We start from the raw sequence: 17,223 nt of genomic DNA on the forward strand, positions 1-17,223 counted from the left end.
GATGCCTTGCCATCTTCTGTCGTCACCGTGACCACGCCGCCGAGCAGCGTCGCCTTGCCCGCCACCTCCAGCCGGTCGCTGCGCCCGTCGGCAGCCACCTGAACGACCAGGCCGGCATCTTTGTCGAAGCTGGCATCGGTTGCCACACGCAGCGTGCCGATTGAATTGCCCGGCGAAACCAGGCCGCCGCCATGCACGGCCAGCCGCTGGACTGTGCCGATGCCGCCGAGCACGCCGTTGGCATTGACCGCCGCCGCACCGCTGCGGCCATCGACGGAAGCAAAGCCGCCGTTCAAGGCGAGATCGCCGGTGACACCCGTGGCATTGACCTTCACCTGCCCGCCCGCATTCGCCGTTACCGCCGCCGCCGTGCCATCGACGGTCAAAAGCCCCGTATCATTGATGATCGATGCCGAAATGATCGAACCGCCAAGCCCGATGCCAAGCTCGCCGCCATTGATCAAAGTATCGCCGCGATAGGTGTTCTTGCCGGTAAGCCACAGCGAGCCGGGGCCGGACTTCGTCAGCCCCGCATCATAGGATTTGGGATCGGCCAGCTTGCCGGAGAGATAGGCCGCGCGGGGTTCGGTTGCAGAGTATTCAAGTTTTGCCAAGTCAAACAGATCGTTTTCTATCGTTAGTTTTATGTTGTCAAAACCCGGTTTTGAAAACTCGCCATAATATTGTTGTGCATCATATCCAGAAGTCCATTCGGGATATTTTGCTGTGTAAACCTTTAGAATGGCAGCGGCCAGAGGATCGGCGTTCACCGCTTCCAGCGCAGCATCATAAGTTGCGATATAAGTTGCGATGTCATACGAACTTGCATCATTGGCCTTGAAAACAGCTCCCAACAAAGCTTTGGTCTTATCGAAGGCGGCTGGTGCAAATTGCTGTTTCACCTCTTTCTCGATCTTCGATCTCTGTTCATTGCCAATGCCACTCTCCCAGCCCTGCGCCTTCTTACGTGCGGCCCACGCCCCCACTTCTTCCACTTCTTCTCGCTTGCGCTGATCCAGTGCCACTTGCGAGATGTCGTTGCTCCAGGTGTCCTTCACACCGGCACCCAGATTGGCATCGAACCGGCCGAGAAACTGGCCAGGGCCTTCCATGGCGGTTTTGAGATCAACGAACCCGAATCCGAAATTTGAATCGACACCCCTGTCGCCAACATCTCGGGCAGTTGTAAGCAGAACTGTTCGCGCCTGTGGTGCTGTCATATAGGGATAGCGGCTCAGCATCACACCCATAATACCGGCAGCCTCGGCAGATGCCCCTGAAGTGCCATTGTGGTTCTTGTAGCCTGCGGTCACTACACCTTTTGAATTAACGGTGCTTGTCGGCGCGAATATAGAATCCGATATAGTGATACAGAAATAGCGGCTCGGACCGCATTTATTCGAGTAACTCGCCAATGCATCATCATCGCCAGCGCCTGCAGAAACCGCAAGCCAATTGGCCTCTAGTCCCGGTTCAAAATGGGGAAGAGCTGCCCCAATGTGGGGCGTTTGCGATGCAAAGTTGCCGTTCGCAACAACGTGAAGTACCCCGGCTTGGGCTGCATTACGCATCGCTTCAAGCATCTTACCATCTTTACCGCTAAGGTATTGTATGTTTAGGTCTGCCAAAGTGCCTGTTTGGGTACCGCGATCCATAGGTCTCGGATAGAGCTGCCATTCTGCCAGAATGACACGGACACCCGCTTTGACGAGTGCACCCATGGATTGGCGAAAGATTTCCGGATCCTTCTCCTTTTGCTCCTTGTAGTTGTTGTCAAGACTGCCTTGGTGATCATTATAGAGGTACATTTCACCCGACCGGGCGGCATAAACCACGCTATCAAATGCAACGCCATGAGTTCCCTGATCATCGCGGCGTGCAGTTATTGTGCCTGCGCTGCCTGTTGCATGAGATTGACCGTTAGGGATGGCAACGTTGCTCTTGTGCCAAACCCCGTCTACAGCATAAGCGTCTCCCTTTTTTACAATGGGGACACCGCCTAATGTCGTAATGTCAATGTCATACATACCTTCCACATGTATATTCACTAGGCGTTGCAAATCGAATTCCGGATGATCTCCATAGGCGCCCGCGTCCATAATACCAATCTTGATCCCAGCACCTGCAGCACCCCGAGCATAAGCATATTCAGCTTTCATCAGACCAAGAGCATGTGATTTTACAAACTCGGGTGTCCGCCATGTCGCAGCCGCTTTTTCCAGATCATCCGTCCTGCTGCCATCGGCATTGAAATACTTGCCCGGCACCTCCTGCGCATGGGCGCCGGATCCGACAGCAGCAACGATTAGCGCAGCACAGACGCTGCTCATCAGGTGCTTGCGGAATTTGGACAAACGATCAGAACGCGCGGAAATAGCCGCACCTGTGGCATGAAAAGACATGAAATATGGTTCCCGATATAAGCGTCGTTTGAAATACAGAAATAGAAAACTAAAATATGAGGCAAATAGAGTTGCAATGACGTGTAATAGTCAAGTGCAAAACATATAGGTAAATCGTTAACCCGCTGATTTTGACGACAATTTAGACTAAAGTATTAAAAAGTTTTGTTCAATTTTCTCGCATAACTAGAATCTATCAGCGTTTTATACCTTGTGGTGTATCTCCGCATGATTCTCCGAGAAGAGAACAATGCGCGCGCTAGTTCCTGCGTCTTATCAGTCTTGAACTGACGAGAATGACGTAGGCGGCAAAGAACGGCGCCAGCGACACCGCAAACCCACGCGGTCCCATTAGATCTATGCCAGGGCCGATCCCGGCCTGCAGCAATAACGGGTTCAAACCCCGCCACCTATAGCGCAAGGAAACGGCAGGCCACTTGCGCAGCCTGCCGCCATTTTTCAAACCGCGGCCTCAAAACCTCACCGTCAGATCGGCTTTGACTGAGTTGTCGTTGACGCCGGAGGAGAACTGTCCGGTATAGGTGAGGCCGAGCGTGGTGGCCCTGCCGATATCGAAGGCGAGGCCGGCTTCAACCAACGCGGTGTCCTGCGCAATCGGCAGGCCGCTGACGTCGAAGCTGTCACCGCCGCTGGCAAAGGCGAACTGTGCCTGCGGTGTGACATCGCCATAGGCGTGCCGCCAGCCGGCCATGCCGCGCGCCGTCAGCGTCGTGGCATCGCCGAGGGTGAAGGCGCGCGAGGCTCTCAGCCCGAGTGTCGTCGTCGTCAGGTCCGTGCTGGATGATGGTGCCGACAGGGCGGCAATGCCGCCGGTTTCGCTGAAGCCCGATGTCTTCAGGCGGGTATAGGCCGCCGCGGCAAAGGGTTCGAGTGCCGCATAGGGCGTCTCGATGCGGTAGGCGGCCTCGCCGAAGAGCTGCACCGTGTTGGCGCTGTAGCCGGCGGTGTCCGTCTCGGCGATATCACCGAAACTGACCGTGCGGCGCGTATCGATCTCATGATGCGCCAGCACCGTGCCGAGGCTCAACGTCAGCGCATCGATCCTGGTGCCGCCATAGATGCCGAGCTGATAGCTGTCGGCGGAGACGGACGACCCGGCTCCATGCAGCGAGGTCGAGCCATAACCGGCCAGCACACCCAGCCGCCACGTCCCGGCAATCAGGGCATCCATGCCGGTGACGATGCCGCCGGTGCTTCTGCTATAGGCGGCGGCATTCCCATCGCTGGCACCATGGCTCCAGCCGCCATAGGCCTGCCCCCACAGCGCCGTTGTTGCAGCGGCTGGTGCAGGGGTTGCGGCGGCAAAGGCCTCACCGGCACTCCGCTTGTCCTTGTCATCGGGACCATAGGCGAGCGGCGTTGCAACCGGTGCAGGCTTGGCACCGACGCCGTCAAAGGCGGCACGCACCCGCTCGGACGCCGCACCGCTGACCAGCCCCGCATCCTGCAACAGCGTGCCGCGCAAGGTGGCATGGGCTTCACCCGACAGCGTGTCATAATGGAGCACTTCGCCCTTTTGCGAGAACAGCACGGTCTGCAGCAGGCGGTTGCCGAGACCAAGCTGCATCACCGCATGGCCGGTGCTCTTCTGGTTGGGTGTGACCGCATCGACCAGAACAAGGTTCTTGACCCGCTCTTCCAGAGCCACAATTTTCAGGCGCTCCGCTTCAGCCAGTGCCGCTGCCTCCTGCTTGGCTTTTTCCTCTGCGGCCTTGGCCTCGGCGACCAGTTTCGCCTGTTCCTCAAGCTTCAGCTTCTCAGCCGTCACACTGTCGGCCTCGTCCTGCTTCTGCTTCAACTCGGCGTTAAGCTTCTGTATCTTTTCCTCAGCCGCCTTAGCATCGGTTGCCACCTTCGCCCGGTCGGCAACCTTCTGCTTCTCGTCAGCGTCTTTCTGCGCCTTCACCTGGTCCTCAAGCTTCTGCTTATCGGCCTTCACCTGGTCAATCTCTGCCCCCTTCTGCTTCAGCTGGCCGTCAAGGTCCTGTATCGTTTTCTGGGCGGCCTGCTTCTCGGTCTTCTGGCGGTCGGCCTCGTCCTGCTTCTGCTTCAACTCGGTTGCAACCTTCTCCCGGTCGGCAACCCTCTGCTTATCGTCAGCGTCTTTCTGCGTCTTTACCTGTTCCTCGAGCTTCTGCATCTCGCCCTTCACCCGGTCAACCTCTGCCTCGTTCTTCTTCAGCTGGCCGTCAAGGACCTGTATCGTTTTCTGGGCGGCCTGCTTCTCAGCCTTCACACTGTCGGCCTCGTCCTGCTTCTGCTTCAGCTCGGCGTTAAGCTTCTGTATCTTTTCCTCAGCCGCCTTCGCCTCGGTTGCCACCTTCGCCCGGTCGGCAACCTTCTGCTTCTCGTCAGCGTCTTTCTGCGCCTTCACCTGTTCCTCGAGCTTCTGCATCTCGCCCTTCACCCGGTCAACCTCTGCCTCGTTCTTCTTCAGCTGGCCGTCAAGGACCTGTATCGTTTTCTGGGCGGCCTGCTTCTCAGCCTCGTCCTGCTTCTGCTTCTCGGCGGCAAGCTTTTCCGCTGCCTCGTTGTTCTTGGCCAATTCGGTCAGCTCAAAACCAAGCTTGACTGTCGTGTTATCGTAGGCAAGCGAGGGCGTGATGTAATTGTAATTGGCCTGTTGCTCGACCTTCTCGAACTTCCCCACCACGCCGTCCCTGGCTTCCAGAACAACAAAGCTTTTCTGGAACAGTTTCCCGAGCTGCTCCTTGCTGAGTATTGCCAGCTTGCCTGTTTCTTTGTCGATATCTTGCGCACGCACCCAGACGACACCACCAAGAAGCTCGGCCTTTCCTTGCACGTCCAGTTTACCGGCCTTGGTGCCGTCATTGGCGATCCTCACGCCGAAAAAGCTGCCCTTGTCAAACGTCACATTGCCGGTTGCTTTCAGTGGAGACAACATGCCGTCTCCCTCCCCCGTGCCAGGAGAGATATAGCCACCCGCGTGCACCTTCACATTCCCGACAGTGCCGGTACCGCTGAGATGACCGTTTTGGTTGATCGTGATATCGCCTACGGTTCCCAATACCCCCATATAACTGTCATTGACGGCTGATGGACCACCATTCAGTATGATGTCACCGGCTTTGCCGCCGGCCGCAACACCAAAATATCCGCCGTTGTCGACGGTGCTCTTGCCGGTGATTTGGCCTTGATCAAAGACAACTGCAGTGCCGCCATTCATGCTGACATCAGCCATCTTTCCGCCCGCGTTGACAAAGACTTGGCCACCATAGAAGGTACTTCTGCCTGTGACTTCCCCTGAGATTGCAGCCTTGCCGCCAGCGGACGTGATGTCAGTCACCTTGCCCCCGGCAGAGACAACAAGTCCAACATTTCCGGTGTTTCCACGCAGGGTGACATCACCGGCCTTGCCGCCAGCCTGAACAGTGAGCATGCTATTCGAATCGACGACGGCTCTGACGATCTCGCCGCTGGTATAGGCGGTGCCGTAATCTTTTACGGTGACATCATCCGCTTTGCCTCCGGTCGTGACAGCCAGACTGCCGCCTTTGTTGACGGTGACGGTGCCAGCCGTTGCCTTGTTGACGACTGCCAGCCCGCCGCCCAGATCGACCGTGCCATGGTCGAGCCTGCTCCCCTCACCGTCGATAAACGCAAAACCGCCGATGCCGCCCAAGCTCGTTGTTGCATCCCACGCCTTGACACCCTCGACGGTGAGGTCTTTCACAAAGGCACCATTATGGACATCCAGCCTGCCGCCATTGCGGACCGTGACCGTGTCAGCCGCTGCCTTGTCTTTGACTACCAGCTTGCCACCCAGGTCGACCGTGCCATGGTCGAGCCTGCTCCCCTCACCGTAAATAAACGCAACGCCGCCGACACCGCCCAAGCCCGTTATTGCATCCCACGCCTTGACACCCTCGGCGGTGAGGTCTTTCACCAAGGCACCATTATAGACATCCAGCCTGCCGCCATTGCGGACAGTGGCCGTGTCAGCCGTTGCCTGATTGGCGACTACCAGCTTGCCGCCCAAGTTGACCGTGCCGCTTTCGAGATGACTCCTCTCACCGGAGATAAACGCAACGCCACCGACGCCGCCCAAGCCCGTTGTTACATCCCACGCCTTGTCACCCTCGACGGTGACGTCTTTCACCAGGCCTCCATTCAAGACATCCAGCCAGCCACCATTGCGGACAGTGACGGTGCCAGCCACTGCCTTGCCTTTGACTTCCAGCATGCCGCCCAGGTCGACCGTGCCGCTTTCGAGATGGCTCCCTTCACCGGAGATAAACGCGATACCGCCGATGCCGCCATCCCCAGATGCATCCCACGCCTTGCCGCCCTCGACGGTGAGGTCTTTCACCAAGGCACCATTATAGACATCCAGCCTGCCGCCATTGCGGACCGTGACCGTGTCAGCCGCTGCCTTGTCTTTGACTGTCAGATCGCCGCCTAGGCCGACCGTGCCGCTTTCAAGATGGCTCCCCTCGTCGGAGATAAACGCGAAACCGCCGACACCGCCGACAACCGGAAACTCGCCCGCCTCATTTTTAGTATCACGGAAGCTCCACGCCTTTACACCCTCGATGGCGAGGTCTTTCACTTCACCCCGTTTCAAGACATCCAGGAAGCCGCCATTATTGACGGTGACGGCACCTGCGCTTGCCTCATCCTCGACTATTAGCGTGCCATCGACGTTGACCGTCCCCGCCGTGCCGCCATTATAGACATCCAGCAAGCCGCCTTTGTTGATAGTGACCGTGCCAGCCGCTGCCTTGTCTTTGACCCTTAGCACGCCATCGACGTTGACCGTCGCCTTCGTGATCCGGCTTTCCGTGCCGGAAACTGTCGCAAAGGCGGCAACGTGGATCTCCTTGCCGTCCTTGTCGAGCTCGACCTTCTCGCCGTGAACAGTGACATCATCCGCTGTACCTCCCGTCATGACATCCAGCTTGCCGCCATTGCGGACAGTGACCGTGTCAGCCGCTGCTTTGTCTTCGACTGCCAGCGCGCCGCCCAGGCCGACCGTGCCGCTTTCAAGATGGCTCCCTTCGTCGGAGATAAACGCGGTACCGCCGACACCGCTTAGTATTGGATAATCGCCTGCCTCATTCTTGGTGTGACTAAAGCGCCACGCCTCGACGCCCTCAATGGCGAGGTCTTTCACAAAGCCGCCATTATTGGCCTCCAGCTTGCCACCATGGTTGACAGTGGCCTTTACGATCTTGCCCTTGGTCACGGCATTGCCGCCATCCAGGGTGACGTCCTCCGCCACACCTCCAGCCTCGACACCAAGCGCACCGCCCGTATTGATATGGACAGCGCCTGCCGTTCCCTTATCGAGGACATCCAGTACACCAACCGTCTCACCGTCCTTGCTAATGGTGGCCGCTTTGATGTTGCCAGCAGTCGTGGCATGGCCGCCACTTACCGCGAGGCTCCTCGTTGCAAGACCTTTGGCAAATACACGCAGCACCCCACCCTTGTTGACCGCGACATCGTCAATCCAGCCATAGATATCCGCGATACCGGAATCATTTACTGTGGCCTTACTGACTCCACCCACAATTTCATCATTGGACGTGACGCGAAGCAGTCCACCCGCGTTGACGATGATGCTGTTGTCAGCTTCCTGCACATTTTCTATTTCCAACAAGCCGCCCTTATTGACAGTTCCCTTGGTGATTTCACCACCATAGACATGCGCAATGCCACCAAGACCACCCGTCGCATCACCCAAGGGGTCATTGGGAACATTCCACGCTTTTTCGCCATTGACAGTTACGTCCTTGACGCTGCTGGCCATAATCAGCGTCAACTTGCCGCCCGTATCGACCGTAACGTTGTTCGCCGTGCCGTTGTCCGCAATTCTCAGTCTGCTATCCTTACCAACGGTGGCTGTCTCAATGTGATCATTGGCCAAGGCATAGCCGCCGTCTTTCACGTTGACAGTGTCGGCCGTGCCGCCAAGCGCAACTTCCAGCTTGCTATCCTTGCCGATAATGGTGGCCGTGCCGATCTTGCCTACTGTCTTGGCATAGCCGCCATCATTGACGTTGACGGTGTCGACCGTGCCGTCGGAATGAACACCCAGCGTGCCATCCTTGTTGACGTTGACAGTGCCCGCCGTGCCACCCTTCTTAACATCCAGTTTGCCATCCTTGCCGATAATGGTGGCCGTGCCGATCTGGCTATAGGTCTCGGCATTGCCGCCTTCATTCACGGTGACGGTGTCGGCCTTGCCGCCAAACCACACTTCCAGCTTGCCATCCTTGTTGACATTGACGGTGCCAGCCGTGCTCCCGAACGTAACTACCAGCTTGCTATCCTCGCCGGTAATAGTCGCCGTGCCGATGTTACCTCCCATGGCCCCAGCATAACCGCCGCCATTCACATTTACGGTGGTCGCTGTGCCGTTTACCCAAACCTCCAGCTTGCCATCTTTGTTGATTGTAACGGTGCCAACCGTGCCCTCGCTATTATAAACACGCAACAGACTATCCTTGCCAGCAACGGTGGCCGTGCCGATCTGGCTATAGATCTGGGCATCGCCGCCTTCATTCACGGTGACGGTGGTCGCTGTGCCTTTGGGATAGATATCAAGCTTGCCATCCTTGTTGACGACGACCTCATCCACCCTGTCACCCTCCCTAATCGCCAATCTCGTGCCTGCCTCGACCGTCTTACTGACCTTGGGGACAGGCTGCGGCGCAGGGTCCTCCGCCCACGCCATCGTGCTGGAACCAGCCAGAAGCATAGCCGCGCAGACGCTGCACAGGAGATGGTTGCGGAGGGTGGAGATGCGGTTTGGACGTGCGGATGCAGCCGCAGCTGTGGCGTGAAAAGGCATGAAATATGACTCCCAATATAAAGTTCAGTCAAAAAACAAAAGTACCGTCAAAACGACGAATCGAAATAATATGCAATGTGAACCGATTGATTCACAAGAAGCTGCAAAGTTCAAGTGCCCATTGCCAAAGCGTATGCCCTTTTGGCTGGATGTGGCAAAGATACAATAGTATTATATACCTTTAGTTGTATTGCTTTCCAATTTTCTACTGCAGGTAACATTCCATCATGGCAACGTGGAGGCGAAGCCGGGTGCAGCCGCCACGTGTGCCGGTCAGGCGAAGCGCCGGGAATGCGTAAACCGCAGACGCTGCGGTTCGGCAATGGCGGCGCCGCGTGCTGTTCGCGTCAGCTCGGCTGAGGTGTGGGATCAAAAAACCGGTGCCCCGGCTTGTCCTTGTCACGGGTGCGTTTGTCTTTCACAACGCGCTCGTAGCGCACGCCCGGAAAAATCATGATCTGTGCGGGTGTCGACCGCGGCTCGGATCTGGCGCCCATGCGCTCACGCATGGCGCGGCTTGGAAAGGTAATGATAAAACCCATTTCATCCATCCGTTCGGCTCGTTGATCTCCTTGATACGCAAACGCTCATGCTGGTCTTTGCATCCGGCCAAAGCGCCGGACAAAGTGGCTGCCTTGCTCCCCGTCGGGGGTGCGGACCGGTCCCGGTCCGCTCGCGCGCGATCATTTCGCGCATAATTTCATTAGACACCCGCAGGGTTAACGGATTGCTAACGCTTCATGGCTCATTTTAGCCATTGTCTGGCAGCGTCGTGCGTAATCGAGTGGAGTGTGTTCGTGAAGTATCCTGAGTTTCGGGCACTTGAAGACCGCAATGGCGGCAGCAAGGCTGACGATCTCCTGACCGCATCGATCACCGCCTTCTGCTGCGTCGCAAGACCGGCAAAGAGCGATGCCCAGCAGCTGGAGGATCTCGCCGTTCCGCTGCTCGCCCTCGCCTCGCCGCGCGTGCGCCGCCATGCCGCCGCCGCCCTGTCCGAAATGCCGCATGCGCCCAAGCGCCTGATCCTGGCGCTCGCCGAGGATGATGTGGATATCTCAGCGCCGCTGCTCCTGCGCTCGCCGGTGCTCAAGCCGGGCGATCTCATCGGCCTGATCCAGCGCAAGGGCATCGGCCATGCCCGCGTCATCGCCCGGCGCACGGTGGAGGACGCAGCGCTGCTGCAGACCCTGCGCCATTTTCACGATCCGGCCATTGACCGCGCCCTGGCGCTGCAGAGCGGATTGCCCGCCCATGAGGAGAATGAAGCCTTGGATCGTGCCGAACCCGAATCGCCGCGCCTGCGCGAAACCCGCGAGGCGCTGCGCGCTTTGATGCGCGCATCCGATGCCGGCCAGTCCACCGATCAGGCCCTGGCCGACCGGCTGATCGATGCCGCCCTGCTCGATGAAACCCATACGTTCCGCGCCGCCTTCACTGCGGCGCTCGATCTCGACGGTGAAACCGCTGAACGCATCATCGGCCATGGGCTCAATGCCGAACTGACCATCGCGCTCGCCGCGCTCGGGCTTTCGGCGGAAGCGGCGCATCTGATGCTGACCGGCCTGTTCGGCCTCGTGCACAAGGATCTGCATTCGCTGCGCCTGTTCGTGCAGTCCTACCGCCAGATCGACCAGGACAAGGCGCAGGCAACGATCCAGCGCTGGAAGACCGAGGAAAACTCGCAGAAGCTGCGGCAGAAACTGCGGGAAATGGCGGCGGATTTCGAACGCGGCGGCACGGCGCCCGGCCCGGCCAAGCGCCGGGTGTCGTAACAACCGCCCGTCCGTGGTCAGTCGCGGGCGAGCGGAAACAGGTCGTCACGCTCGCCGCGATAATCCTCGATCTCGACGATCCACAGATCCCGGTCCCAGCGCTTCTGCTTGTCCAGCGCCGCATCCGCCTCGGCTTCGGCCACCGCCGATTGCAACAGGGTGAACTGCCGTTCGTCCGGCTTGGTCTCGTCATAGACCATCTGCGGCGCCGGGCCGAAGAGGTCATAGCTGCCGTCGGCATTGCGGAACTTGATGAAGATCGCCCCGGCTTCCGCCGCGCCCTTATGGCCAAGCGCGGCGAAGGCACCGCTGCCGTTGATGCGGCGCACCAGCGCGGAAACCCAGAATTCCGATGTCAGACGCATATGCCCAGCCTCATCAGTTGATCAGGCCGATTTCCTGCATCTTGGCCAGCAGTTTCGCATCGGGCTCGCCGGTGACCGGCAGCTTGAACAGGTTCTGGAATTCCCGGATGGCGGTCTTGGTGCTGGCACCGACCTTGCCGTCGATCTCCACCTTGTCATTGCCGAAGGCGCGCAGGCCCGCCTGGATGCGGACGACCTCCGCCGGGGCAAGGCTGGTGCCTGCCGTCAGCTTGTCGGCCGGGGTGGCCGATACGGTCTGGACGGTGGCTTTTTCGGCGTCGTGGCCGGGCTTGGCGGCCGGGATTGCAATGCTGGCAGTGGTGTCGCTGGCGCTGCCGACGGCGGGCTGGGCCGTCTCGATGCCCATATCGGCCGAGGCCTTGCGGTAGGCCTCGATGGCGGCGCGGGTACCCTTGCCGGCGAGGCCGTCGACCGCGCCGTTGTAGAAGCCGAGCGACAGCAGTTTCTGCTGCATCTTCGCCACTTCCGGATCGCCGCCGGGTGCCAGCACCGGCGTGCCGCCATTGCCGGCGGCATTGTTGATGGCCGCAGCGACCGGATCAGGATTGCCCTGCGGCACAGGAACCGAATTGACCTTGCGCACCGGCGCATCGACGGCGCTCTGCTTCTGCGGCGTGCCGAATACGCCGCCATCGTGCTTGATGGGCTTGAACACCAGTTCCGGCCGGGTGCGGAAGAACACGCCGTCATGCACCTGCGGCTGGTACCACAGCGCATTGGCGGAGATGAAGCCGAGGGTCACCAGAAAGGCCGTCGCGCCGCCGGTGATCGTCGGGTTGCGGGCAATCAGCCCGCCTGCCCCGATGGCGATACGGGCCATGTGGCCGCGCTTGGGGGCGCGGCGCTTCCGGCTGTCAGGCCGATTTGCGGGCTTGCGCATGCGAACCTCCCTCACTGTCGCCGTCGGCCCGGAATTCGACGATATTGACCGGTTCCGCCGGAACCGGCTCGATCCGCGGACCGGCGAGTGGAATGAGGACATTCACCACCGTGCCCTCACTGGGACGGCTGCGGATGTCCATCTGGCCGCCATGCAGGCCGATCAGGCCCTTGACGGTGGCAAGGCCAAGGCCGGTGCCTTCGTGCCTGCGCGTGTAATCGTTCTGCACCTGGCGGAACGGCTGGCCGAGCGTCAGAAGATCCGCCTCGGCAATGCCGATGCCGGTATCGCTGACGGAGAAGGCCAGCATGTCGCCATGCAGCCCGGCGTCGATGGTCACCACGCCGCCGCTCTCGGTGAACTTGACCGCATTGGACACCAGGTTGATCAGCACCTGCTGGATGGCGCGCTGGTCGGCAACAACAATGCCGATGTTGCGGCTGACGCGGTCGCACAGCGTCACGTTCTTCTGCGAGGCCTGATGCGCCATCATGTCATGCACCATGGTGACCGCATCCTTGAAGGCGAAGGGCTCGGCCATGATCGGGTAGGTTCCGGCCTCGATCTTGGATACGTCGAGGATGGCATTGACAACGGAGAGCAGGTGCGTGCCGGACTGATGCACCAGCTCGACATATTCGCGCTGGCGCGCATCGGGCAGCTTGCCGCAGATTTCCTGCAGCAGCACATCGGAAAAGCCGATGATGGAATTGAGCGGGGTGCGCAGCTCATGGCTGACCGAAGCAAGGAAGCGGCCCTTGGTAACCTCGGCTGTCTCAACCTGGGTGCGCGCGGCATCGAGCGCAAAACGGTCGGCAACGACGCCGGAAATATCCGTTGCCACGATGACGAAGCCATTGTCCCGGCTCTGCGGCACGCCGGAAAGGCGATAGGTGGCAAAGCGCACGGTATGCGCCGGTTTCGCCGCATCGCCCGGTGCAACGCAGCGCAGCTTTATCTCCGCCGCCGTGGCGGCCGTCCCGCTGCGCAAATCCGACAGGAATGCCAGGAAATGCACGCGGTCCGAAACGTGCACACGGTCGACCAGCGCCGTGCCGATCAGCAGGCTGCGGGCTACGCCGAAATGCTCCTGCGCCTTGCAGGACAATGCCGTGATCATGCCGTCGCGGCCAAGCCCGATCACCACGCCGTCAACGGCGCTCTCCAGATCGGCGACACGGTCGTCGCGGCGCGCTTCCTGACCGCGCGCCACCAGCGCACCGGCGGAACGGACCAGCAGCGTTGCCCCGTAGGCGAGCGCGGCCAGCAGGGAGAATGCCGTCAGCGTGACGTTGCCGCCCATCCACACGGACACGCCGAGGAGGACGGCAAGCACCGCCGCGGCAATGCCGCCTGAGAGGACAAGCGCCTTTTGCGAGCGCATGACGAACCAGGCTTCGAGCGGGATCGCCGCGCCCATGATCCAGAGCAGGAGATTGGCGGACGGCGCCATGACGGCGATCAGCGCGATGGCAGCGCCGTAGGATGCCAGCGCAGCCAGACCCAGCCGGGTGCTATTGCGAACCAGCGAGAGCGTTCCGCAGAAAATCATCGGCAGGGCAAAAACACCGACGCCGAGGCTGAGCATGCCACCGGCTTCACTGAACAGGGAGTGGCTGGCGGCCAGCGCAACGGCCAGCAGGAACGGCATGGCGAGGAAGGCACCGGCCATGCGGGCGTCCCTGTCGCGTTCGGCTGCGCCGGCAACAGATGTGCTCACCCAGCGTTTGCAATGGCGCCGGTAGGCATCAGCAATTCTGGGCAGTGTGACGGAATGAATCGGCACCAGTTTTTTCCTGCTATCCGGACGGTCCGGCCGGGGCCGGATGCGTCACGGTCATTTCAATGTCGCCGTTAACTTTTGCAGACGAGGCTTTAAGGAAAGGATAAAACCGGGGACACAGATGTCCCGCACAACCGGTTTCAGCCGAATGTGAGGACGCTTTTCAATGCATGGTAAATGAAGGGTTTCGGGTTGCCGGTGATTTGCTGGTCGAATCGCAAAACCGGCATTTCGGGCTCCAAGATTTCTTAATCCTTGGTTTCTATGATCGCTCAAATGCAAAACCGCGTCTCAACCGGTTTTTGCCTTGTCTGTGGCAATGTCTCGGCATGGGCTGCTCCTGGGAAGCGGTTCCGGTGTTGGCAGAGGATATCTGAAATGTTCTTCCTGATCAGGTTTGCGATCAAGTTCTGCTTCTGGATGTTTTTGATTTCGCTGTTCATTCCAGTGGACTCAAAGGACAATCCGCAAGGGACGGCCCAGCCCGGCCCGCTCGAGGCTTTCTTTGCCGCACGCGAAACGATCAGCGATCTCAGCCAGTTCTGCACGCGCAATCCCAATGCCTGCGAAACCGGCAAGGCGGCACTGAACAATGCGGGCGTTCGCGCCAGTGAAGTGGCCAAGGTGGGTTATCAGTATCTCGATACGCAGCTGGGCGCCAAGACCAACGGCGCCGATGCGGCCGTTGCCGCCGCCCATGGGGACACCGCCGATGCCGCCACTGCCACGGACAAGAGCGATCTGATCAAGGCCAAGCTGCGCGAGATGGCGATGCGCGAAATTCTGGAAGCGGCCGTCCGCCAGCGCGAACAGGCCAATGCCGTCGACGGCAAGACAACGGGCACAATCGCAAAGAAGTAGCCTGCGCGACAGGAAAAACGATGACGTCCGGCTTTCGCATCACTATATGTGCCACATCACATGTGAGACTGGACCTATGGCACAGACAATTGACGACATCATCGCGGATTTCGACTTCCTGGACGATTGGGAAGACCGCTACCGCTATGTCATCGATCTCGGCCGCGAATTGAAGCCCTATCCGGATGCCGCCCGCGATGCGGCGCACAAGGTCAATGGCTGTGTCAGCCAGGTCTGGCTGAAGAGCACGCCGAGCGATGGCGCCGATCCGGTCATCGATTTCCTCGGCGATTCCGATGCGCATATCGTGCGCGGCCTCGTCGCCATCATGATGGTGCTCTATTCCGGCAGGAAGGCGTCGGAAATCCTCGCCATCGATCCGGAAGCCATCCTGAAGAAGCTGGGCCTGAACGAAAACCTGACACCACAGCGCTCCAACGGCCTGCGCTCGATGGTTGCCCGCATCCGCAACGAGGCGCAGGCGGCCCTCGGATCAGCCAGCGCCACACAGCACTGAGGACACGGACAACGGTGCTGCTACCGCGCAAGCGTCGGGCGATAATCCCCGGTTCCCCAGTGAATGATGCGCGGATTGCGCCGGGCGGGCGATGGCGGGCAGTAATGTCTGTCCAATGCCGCCAGCGCGGTCTTGAGGATGAGCTTGGCGGAACGGACCGGCCACTGCCGTTCCCGCTCGACACTCTCGAGGCCCTTGAGAAAGCAGCAGACATCCACCAGCACGCCGGACAATTCCGGCCCGACCGCATCCAGCGCCCGCTCGACCCGCTGCCGTGCTGCCAGTACGGCATCGGTGATTTCCAGGACGCCATTGCCGGATCGGCGGCTGGCACCGCTCCCCACGGCACTCCAGTTGGCGCCAAGCGGCGGCATGAAATTGCCGAGCGTATAATCGTTGCGCAATTGCTCCCCGGCCTTGAAGGCGGCCTCGCTGATCAGCGGGGCGCCGGATGAATCCCTGCGCCGGCGCAACAGGCCGAGCGGCGATTCCGCTTCGTTGCGCCGCACCCGTGCCACGCCGGGCCGGTTGCCCGCTGCCGCCAGCGTTTCAAGGCGATGCTGGGCGGCGAAGACATCGGCCCCGCCATCCAGCCGGCGCAGGAACGCCCTGCCCGCATCGGTGATGATGAGCATACCGTCAGCGGCGCGCGCCAGTCCTTCGCGCAGGACATGGTCCAGCACCGCCGTCCCGATGGAAATCGCGCCGCCCCCTGCACTTTCCAGCGTCATCTTGCCATTGCCTGCAGTTGCAGGTTCTGCGGCTGCCTTGGCCAGAAAGCACAGCACCCGGCGCACGCCGGCACCGCTTTTGCCCCGGACGCTCATTGGCGCACCATGCCGCTGCGCAGGAACGCCGCCCGCAGAATGTTTTCAAGGGTCTGCACAACCCGGTCGAACTCCGGCTCGTCGCGCATATCCTCGATCAGATGACAGGCATGGTTGACCGTGCTGCGGTCGCGCCCGAAGGCACGCCCAACCTCCGTCATGCTCAGCGACAACGTAACATGCGCCACATACATGCCGATCTGCCGGACGCGGGCCACCGACCGCTCGCAACGGGAATGCGCGCGCAGTTCGCGGCCGCTGACATTGAAGAAGCTGGCGAGAATGTCGATGACGCCGTCGCAGACATGAAAGAGACGGTCGTCCGGCAGTTCGCTCCCATCCGGGGCAACGGGCTCTGCCCGCTTCGGTTTCGGACGCGCTTGACGGAGGATCTCAATCATCGCCCGCGCCTCGCCGGCAGAGCGGATCAGATGGGGGAAATTCTCGGACATGCTCGCTCCACTTCATATATAGGAATATCTTCTTATATTATTCCCAGCAAGACCGTGGATAAGTTTTCCCGCGCACAAACATCATGCCATTGTTTTCATGAATTATTTTTTGAAACCGCCCACGTAATCTAGGACTTTTGTCCTACACTCCTTAAACCAAGGCAAAGTGTGTCCATCCACCATCGAGGACGGAAACATGGCTCAGAGCGAATGGACGAGGCAGAAGGCGGCATTCCTGGCTGCGAGGGACGCACAGCGCAGCATGGCGCGGCAACGCCTGGCGCTGCAAATCCTCTGCGGCGAAGACCTTGACGCGGTGATCGCGCTTGGTGCGGCCGAAAAGCAGACCTATTGCAGGCGGTTAAAGCGTTTGATTGAACGAGAGAGGATCAAGGGCGGCAAGGGGCACTGGAGCTATGACCTCAATCGTCATATCGGTCTCAAGCAAGCCCTGGATACTTTGCTGAAGTCCATGAGGGGCTGAAATCCATGACGGGCTGAA

At 59.9% G+C, this 17,223-nt stretch carries 12 protein-coding genes; 4 read left to right on the top strand and 8 right to left on the bottom strand.

Features of this window, described 5'->3' with window-relative positions; all coding sequences use genetic code 11:
- The 3 genes from ACP7B1_RS19550 to ACP7B1_RS19560 form a co-directional block, all read right to left on the bottom strand.
- Positions 1 to 2,402 (bottom strand): S8 family serine peptidase (locus ACP7B1_RS19550; protein WP_426137203.1); only part of this gene is annotated, 2,402 nt, incomplete at its 3' end.
- Positions 2,403 to 2,874: 472 nt separating this feature from the next.
- Positions 2,875 to 9,240: an autotransporter domain-containing protein gene (locus ACP7B1_RS19555; protein WP_426137204.1), complete on the bottom strand. Its 6,366-nt coding sequence runs from the start codon at positions 9,238 to 9,240 to the stop codon at positions 2,875 to 2,877.
- Positions 9,241 to 9,587: 347 nt separating this feature from the next.
- The gene (locus ACP7B1_RS19560; RefSeq protein WP_346307918.1) at positions 9,588 to 9,782 is read right to left on the bottom strand and encodes a hypothetical protein; all 195 of its coding nucleotides are present in this window, start codon (positions 9,780 to 9,782) and stop codon (positions 9,588 to 9,590) included.
- 255 nt (positions 9,783 to 10,037) lie between these two features.
- Between ACP7B1_RS19560 and ACP7B1_RS19565 the strand changes: the two genes are divergently transcribed.
- Positions 10,038 to 11,015: a DUF2336 domain-containing protein gene (locus tag ACP7B1_RS19565; protein ID WP_346307917.1), complete on the top strand. Its 978-nt coding sequence runs from the start codon at positions 10,038 to 10,040 to the stop codon at positions 11,013 to 11,015.
- Between the two features lie 17 nt (positions 11,016 to 11,032).
- Here ACP7B1_RS19565 and ACP7B1_RS19570 read toward each other — a convergent pair whose 3' ends face one another.
- The 3 genes from ACP7B1_RS19570 to ACP7B1_RS19580 are packed head-to-tail and all read right to left on the bottom strand — an operon-like array spanning position 11,033 to position 14,067.
- The gene (locus ACP7B1_RS19570) at positions 11,033 to 11,380 is read right to left on the bottom strand and encodes a DUF1491 family protein (protein WP_426137205.1); all 348 of its coding nucleotides are present in this window, start codon (positions 11,378 to 11,380) and stop codon (positions 11,033 to 11,035) included.
- Positions 11,381 to 11,393: 13 nt separating this feature from the next.
- Positions 11,394 to 12,281: a peptidoglycan-binding domain-containing protein gene (locus tag ACP7B1_RS19575; protein WP_346307915.1), complete on the bottom strand. Its 888-nt coding sequence runs from the start codon at positions 12,279 to 12,281 to the stop codon at positions 11,394 to 11,396.
- A complete protein-coding gene (locus ACP7B1_RS19580) occupies positions 12,256 to 14,067 on the bottom strand; it encodes a sensor histidine kinase (protein ID WP_346307914.1) in 1,812 nt (603 codons plus the stop codon). Before ACP7B1_RS19580 ends, ACP7B1_RS19575 begins: the two co-directional genes overlap by 26 nt.
- Before the next feature lie 375 nt (positions 14,068 to 14,442).
- On the opposite strand from ACP7B1_RS19580, the gene ACP7B1_RS19585 reads away from it, so the two are divergent.
- A complete protein-coding gene (locus ACP7B1_RS19585) occupies positions 14,443 to 14,925 on the top strand; it encodes a DUF5330 domain-containing protein (protein WP_346307913.1) in 483 nt (160 codons plus the stop codon).
- Between the two features lie 76 nt (positions 14,926 to 15,001).
- Entirely contained in the window at positions 15,002 to 15,442 is a 441-nt protein-coding gene (locus ACP7B1_RS19590) for a SufE family protein (RefSeq protein ID WP_346307912.1), read from the top strand.
- 20 nt (positions 15,443 to 15,462) lie between these two features.
- Here ACP7B1_RS19590 and ACP7B1_RS19595 read toward each other — a convergent pair whose 3' ends face one another.
- Positions 15,463 to 16,269, bottom strand: coding sequence for a DUF6456 domain-containing protein (locus tag ACP7B1_RS19595; protein WP_346307911.1), 807 nt, complete (start codon positions 16,267 to 16,269; stop codon positions 15,463 to 15,465).
- Entirely contained in the window at positions 16,266 to 16,721 is a 456-nt protein-coding gene (locus ACP7B1_RS19600; RefSeq protein WP_346307910.1) for a helix-turn-helix domain-containing protein, read from the bottom strand. The genes ACP7B1_RS19595 and ACP7B1_RS19600 overlap by 4 nt, the downstream gene beginning before the upstream one ends.
- A gap of 196 nt (positions 16,722 to 16,917) precedes the next feature.
- Here ACP7B1_RS19600 and ACP7B1_RS19605 point away from each other — a divergent pair, with 196 nt between their 5' ends.
- Positions 16,918 to 17,205: a cytoplasmic protein gene (locus tag ACP7B1_RS19605; RefSeq protein ID WP_346307909.1), complete on the top strand. Its 288-nt coding sequence runs from the start codon at positions 16,918 to 16,920 to the stop codon at positions 17,203 to 17,205.
- The last annotated feature ends 18 nt before the right edge of the window (positions 17,206 to 17,223 follow it).

It is taken from the genome of Phyllobacterium sp. SL163, from assembly GCF_049896885.1.
Classification (GTDB): domain Bacteria; phylum Pseudomonadota; class Alphaproteobacteria; order Rhizobiales; family Rhizobiaceae; genus Phyllobacterium; species Phyllobacterium calauticae.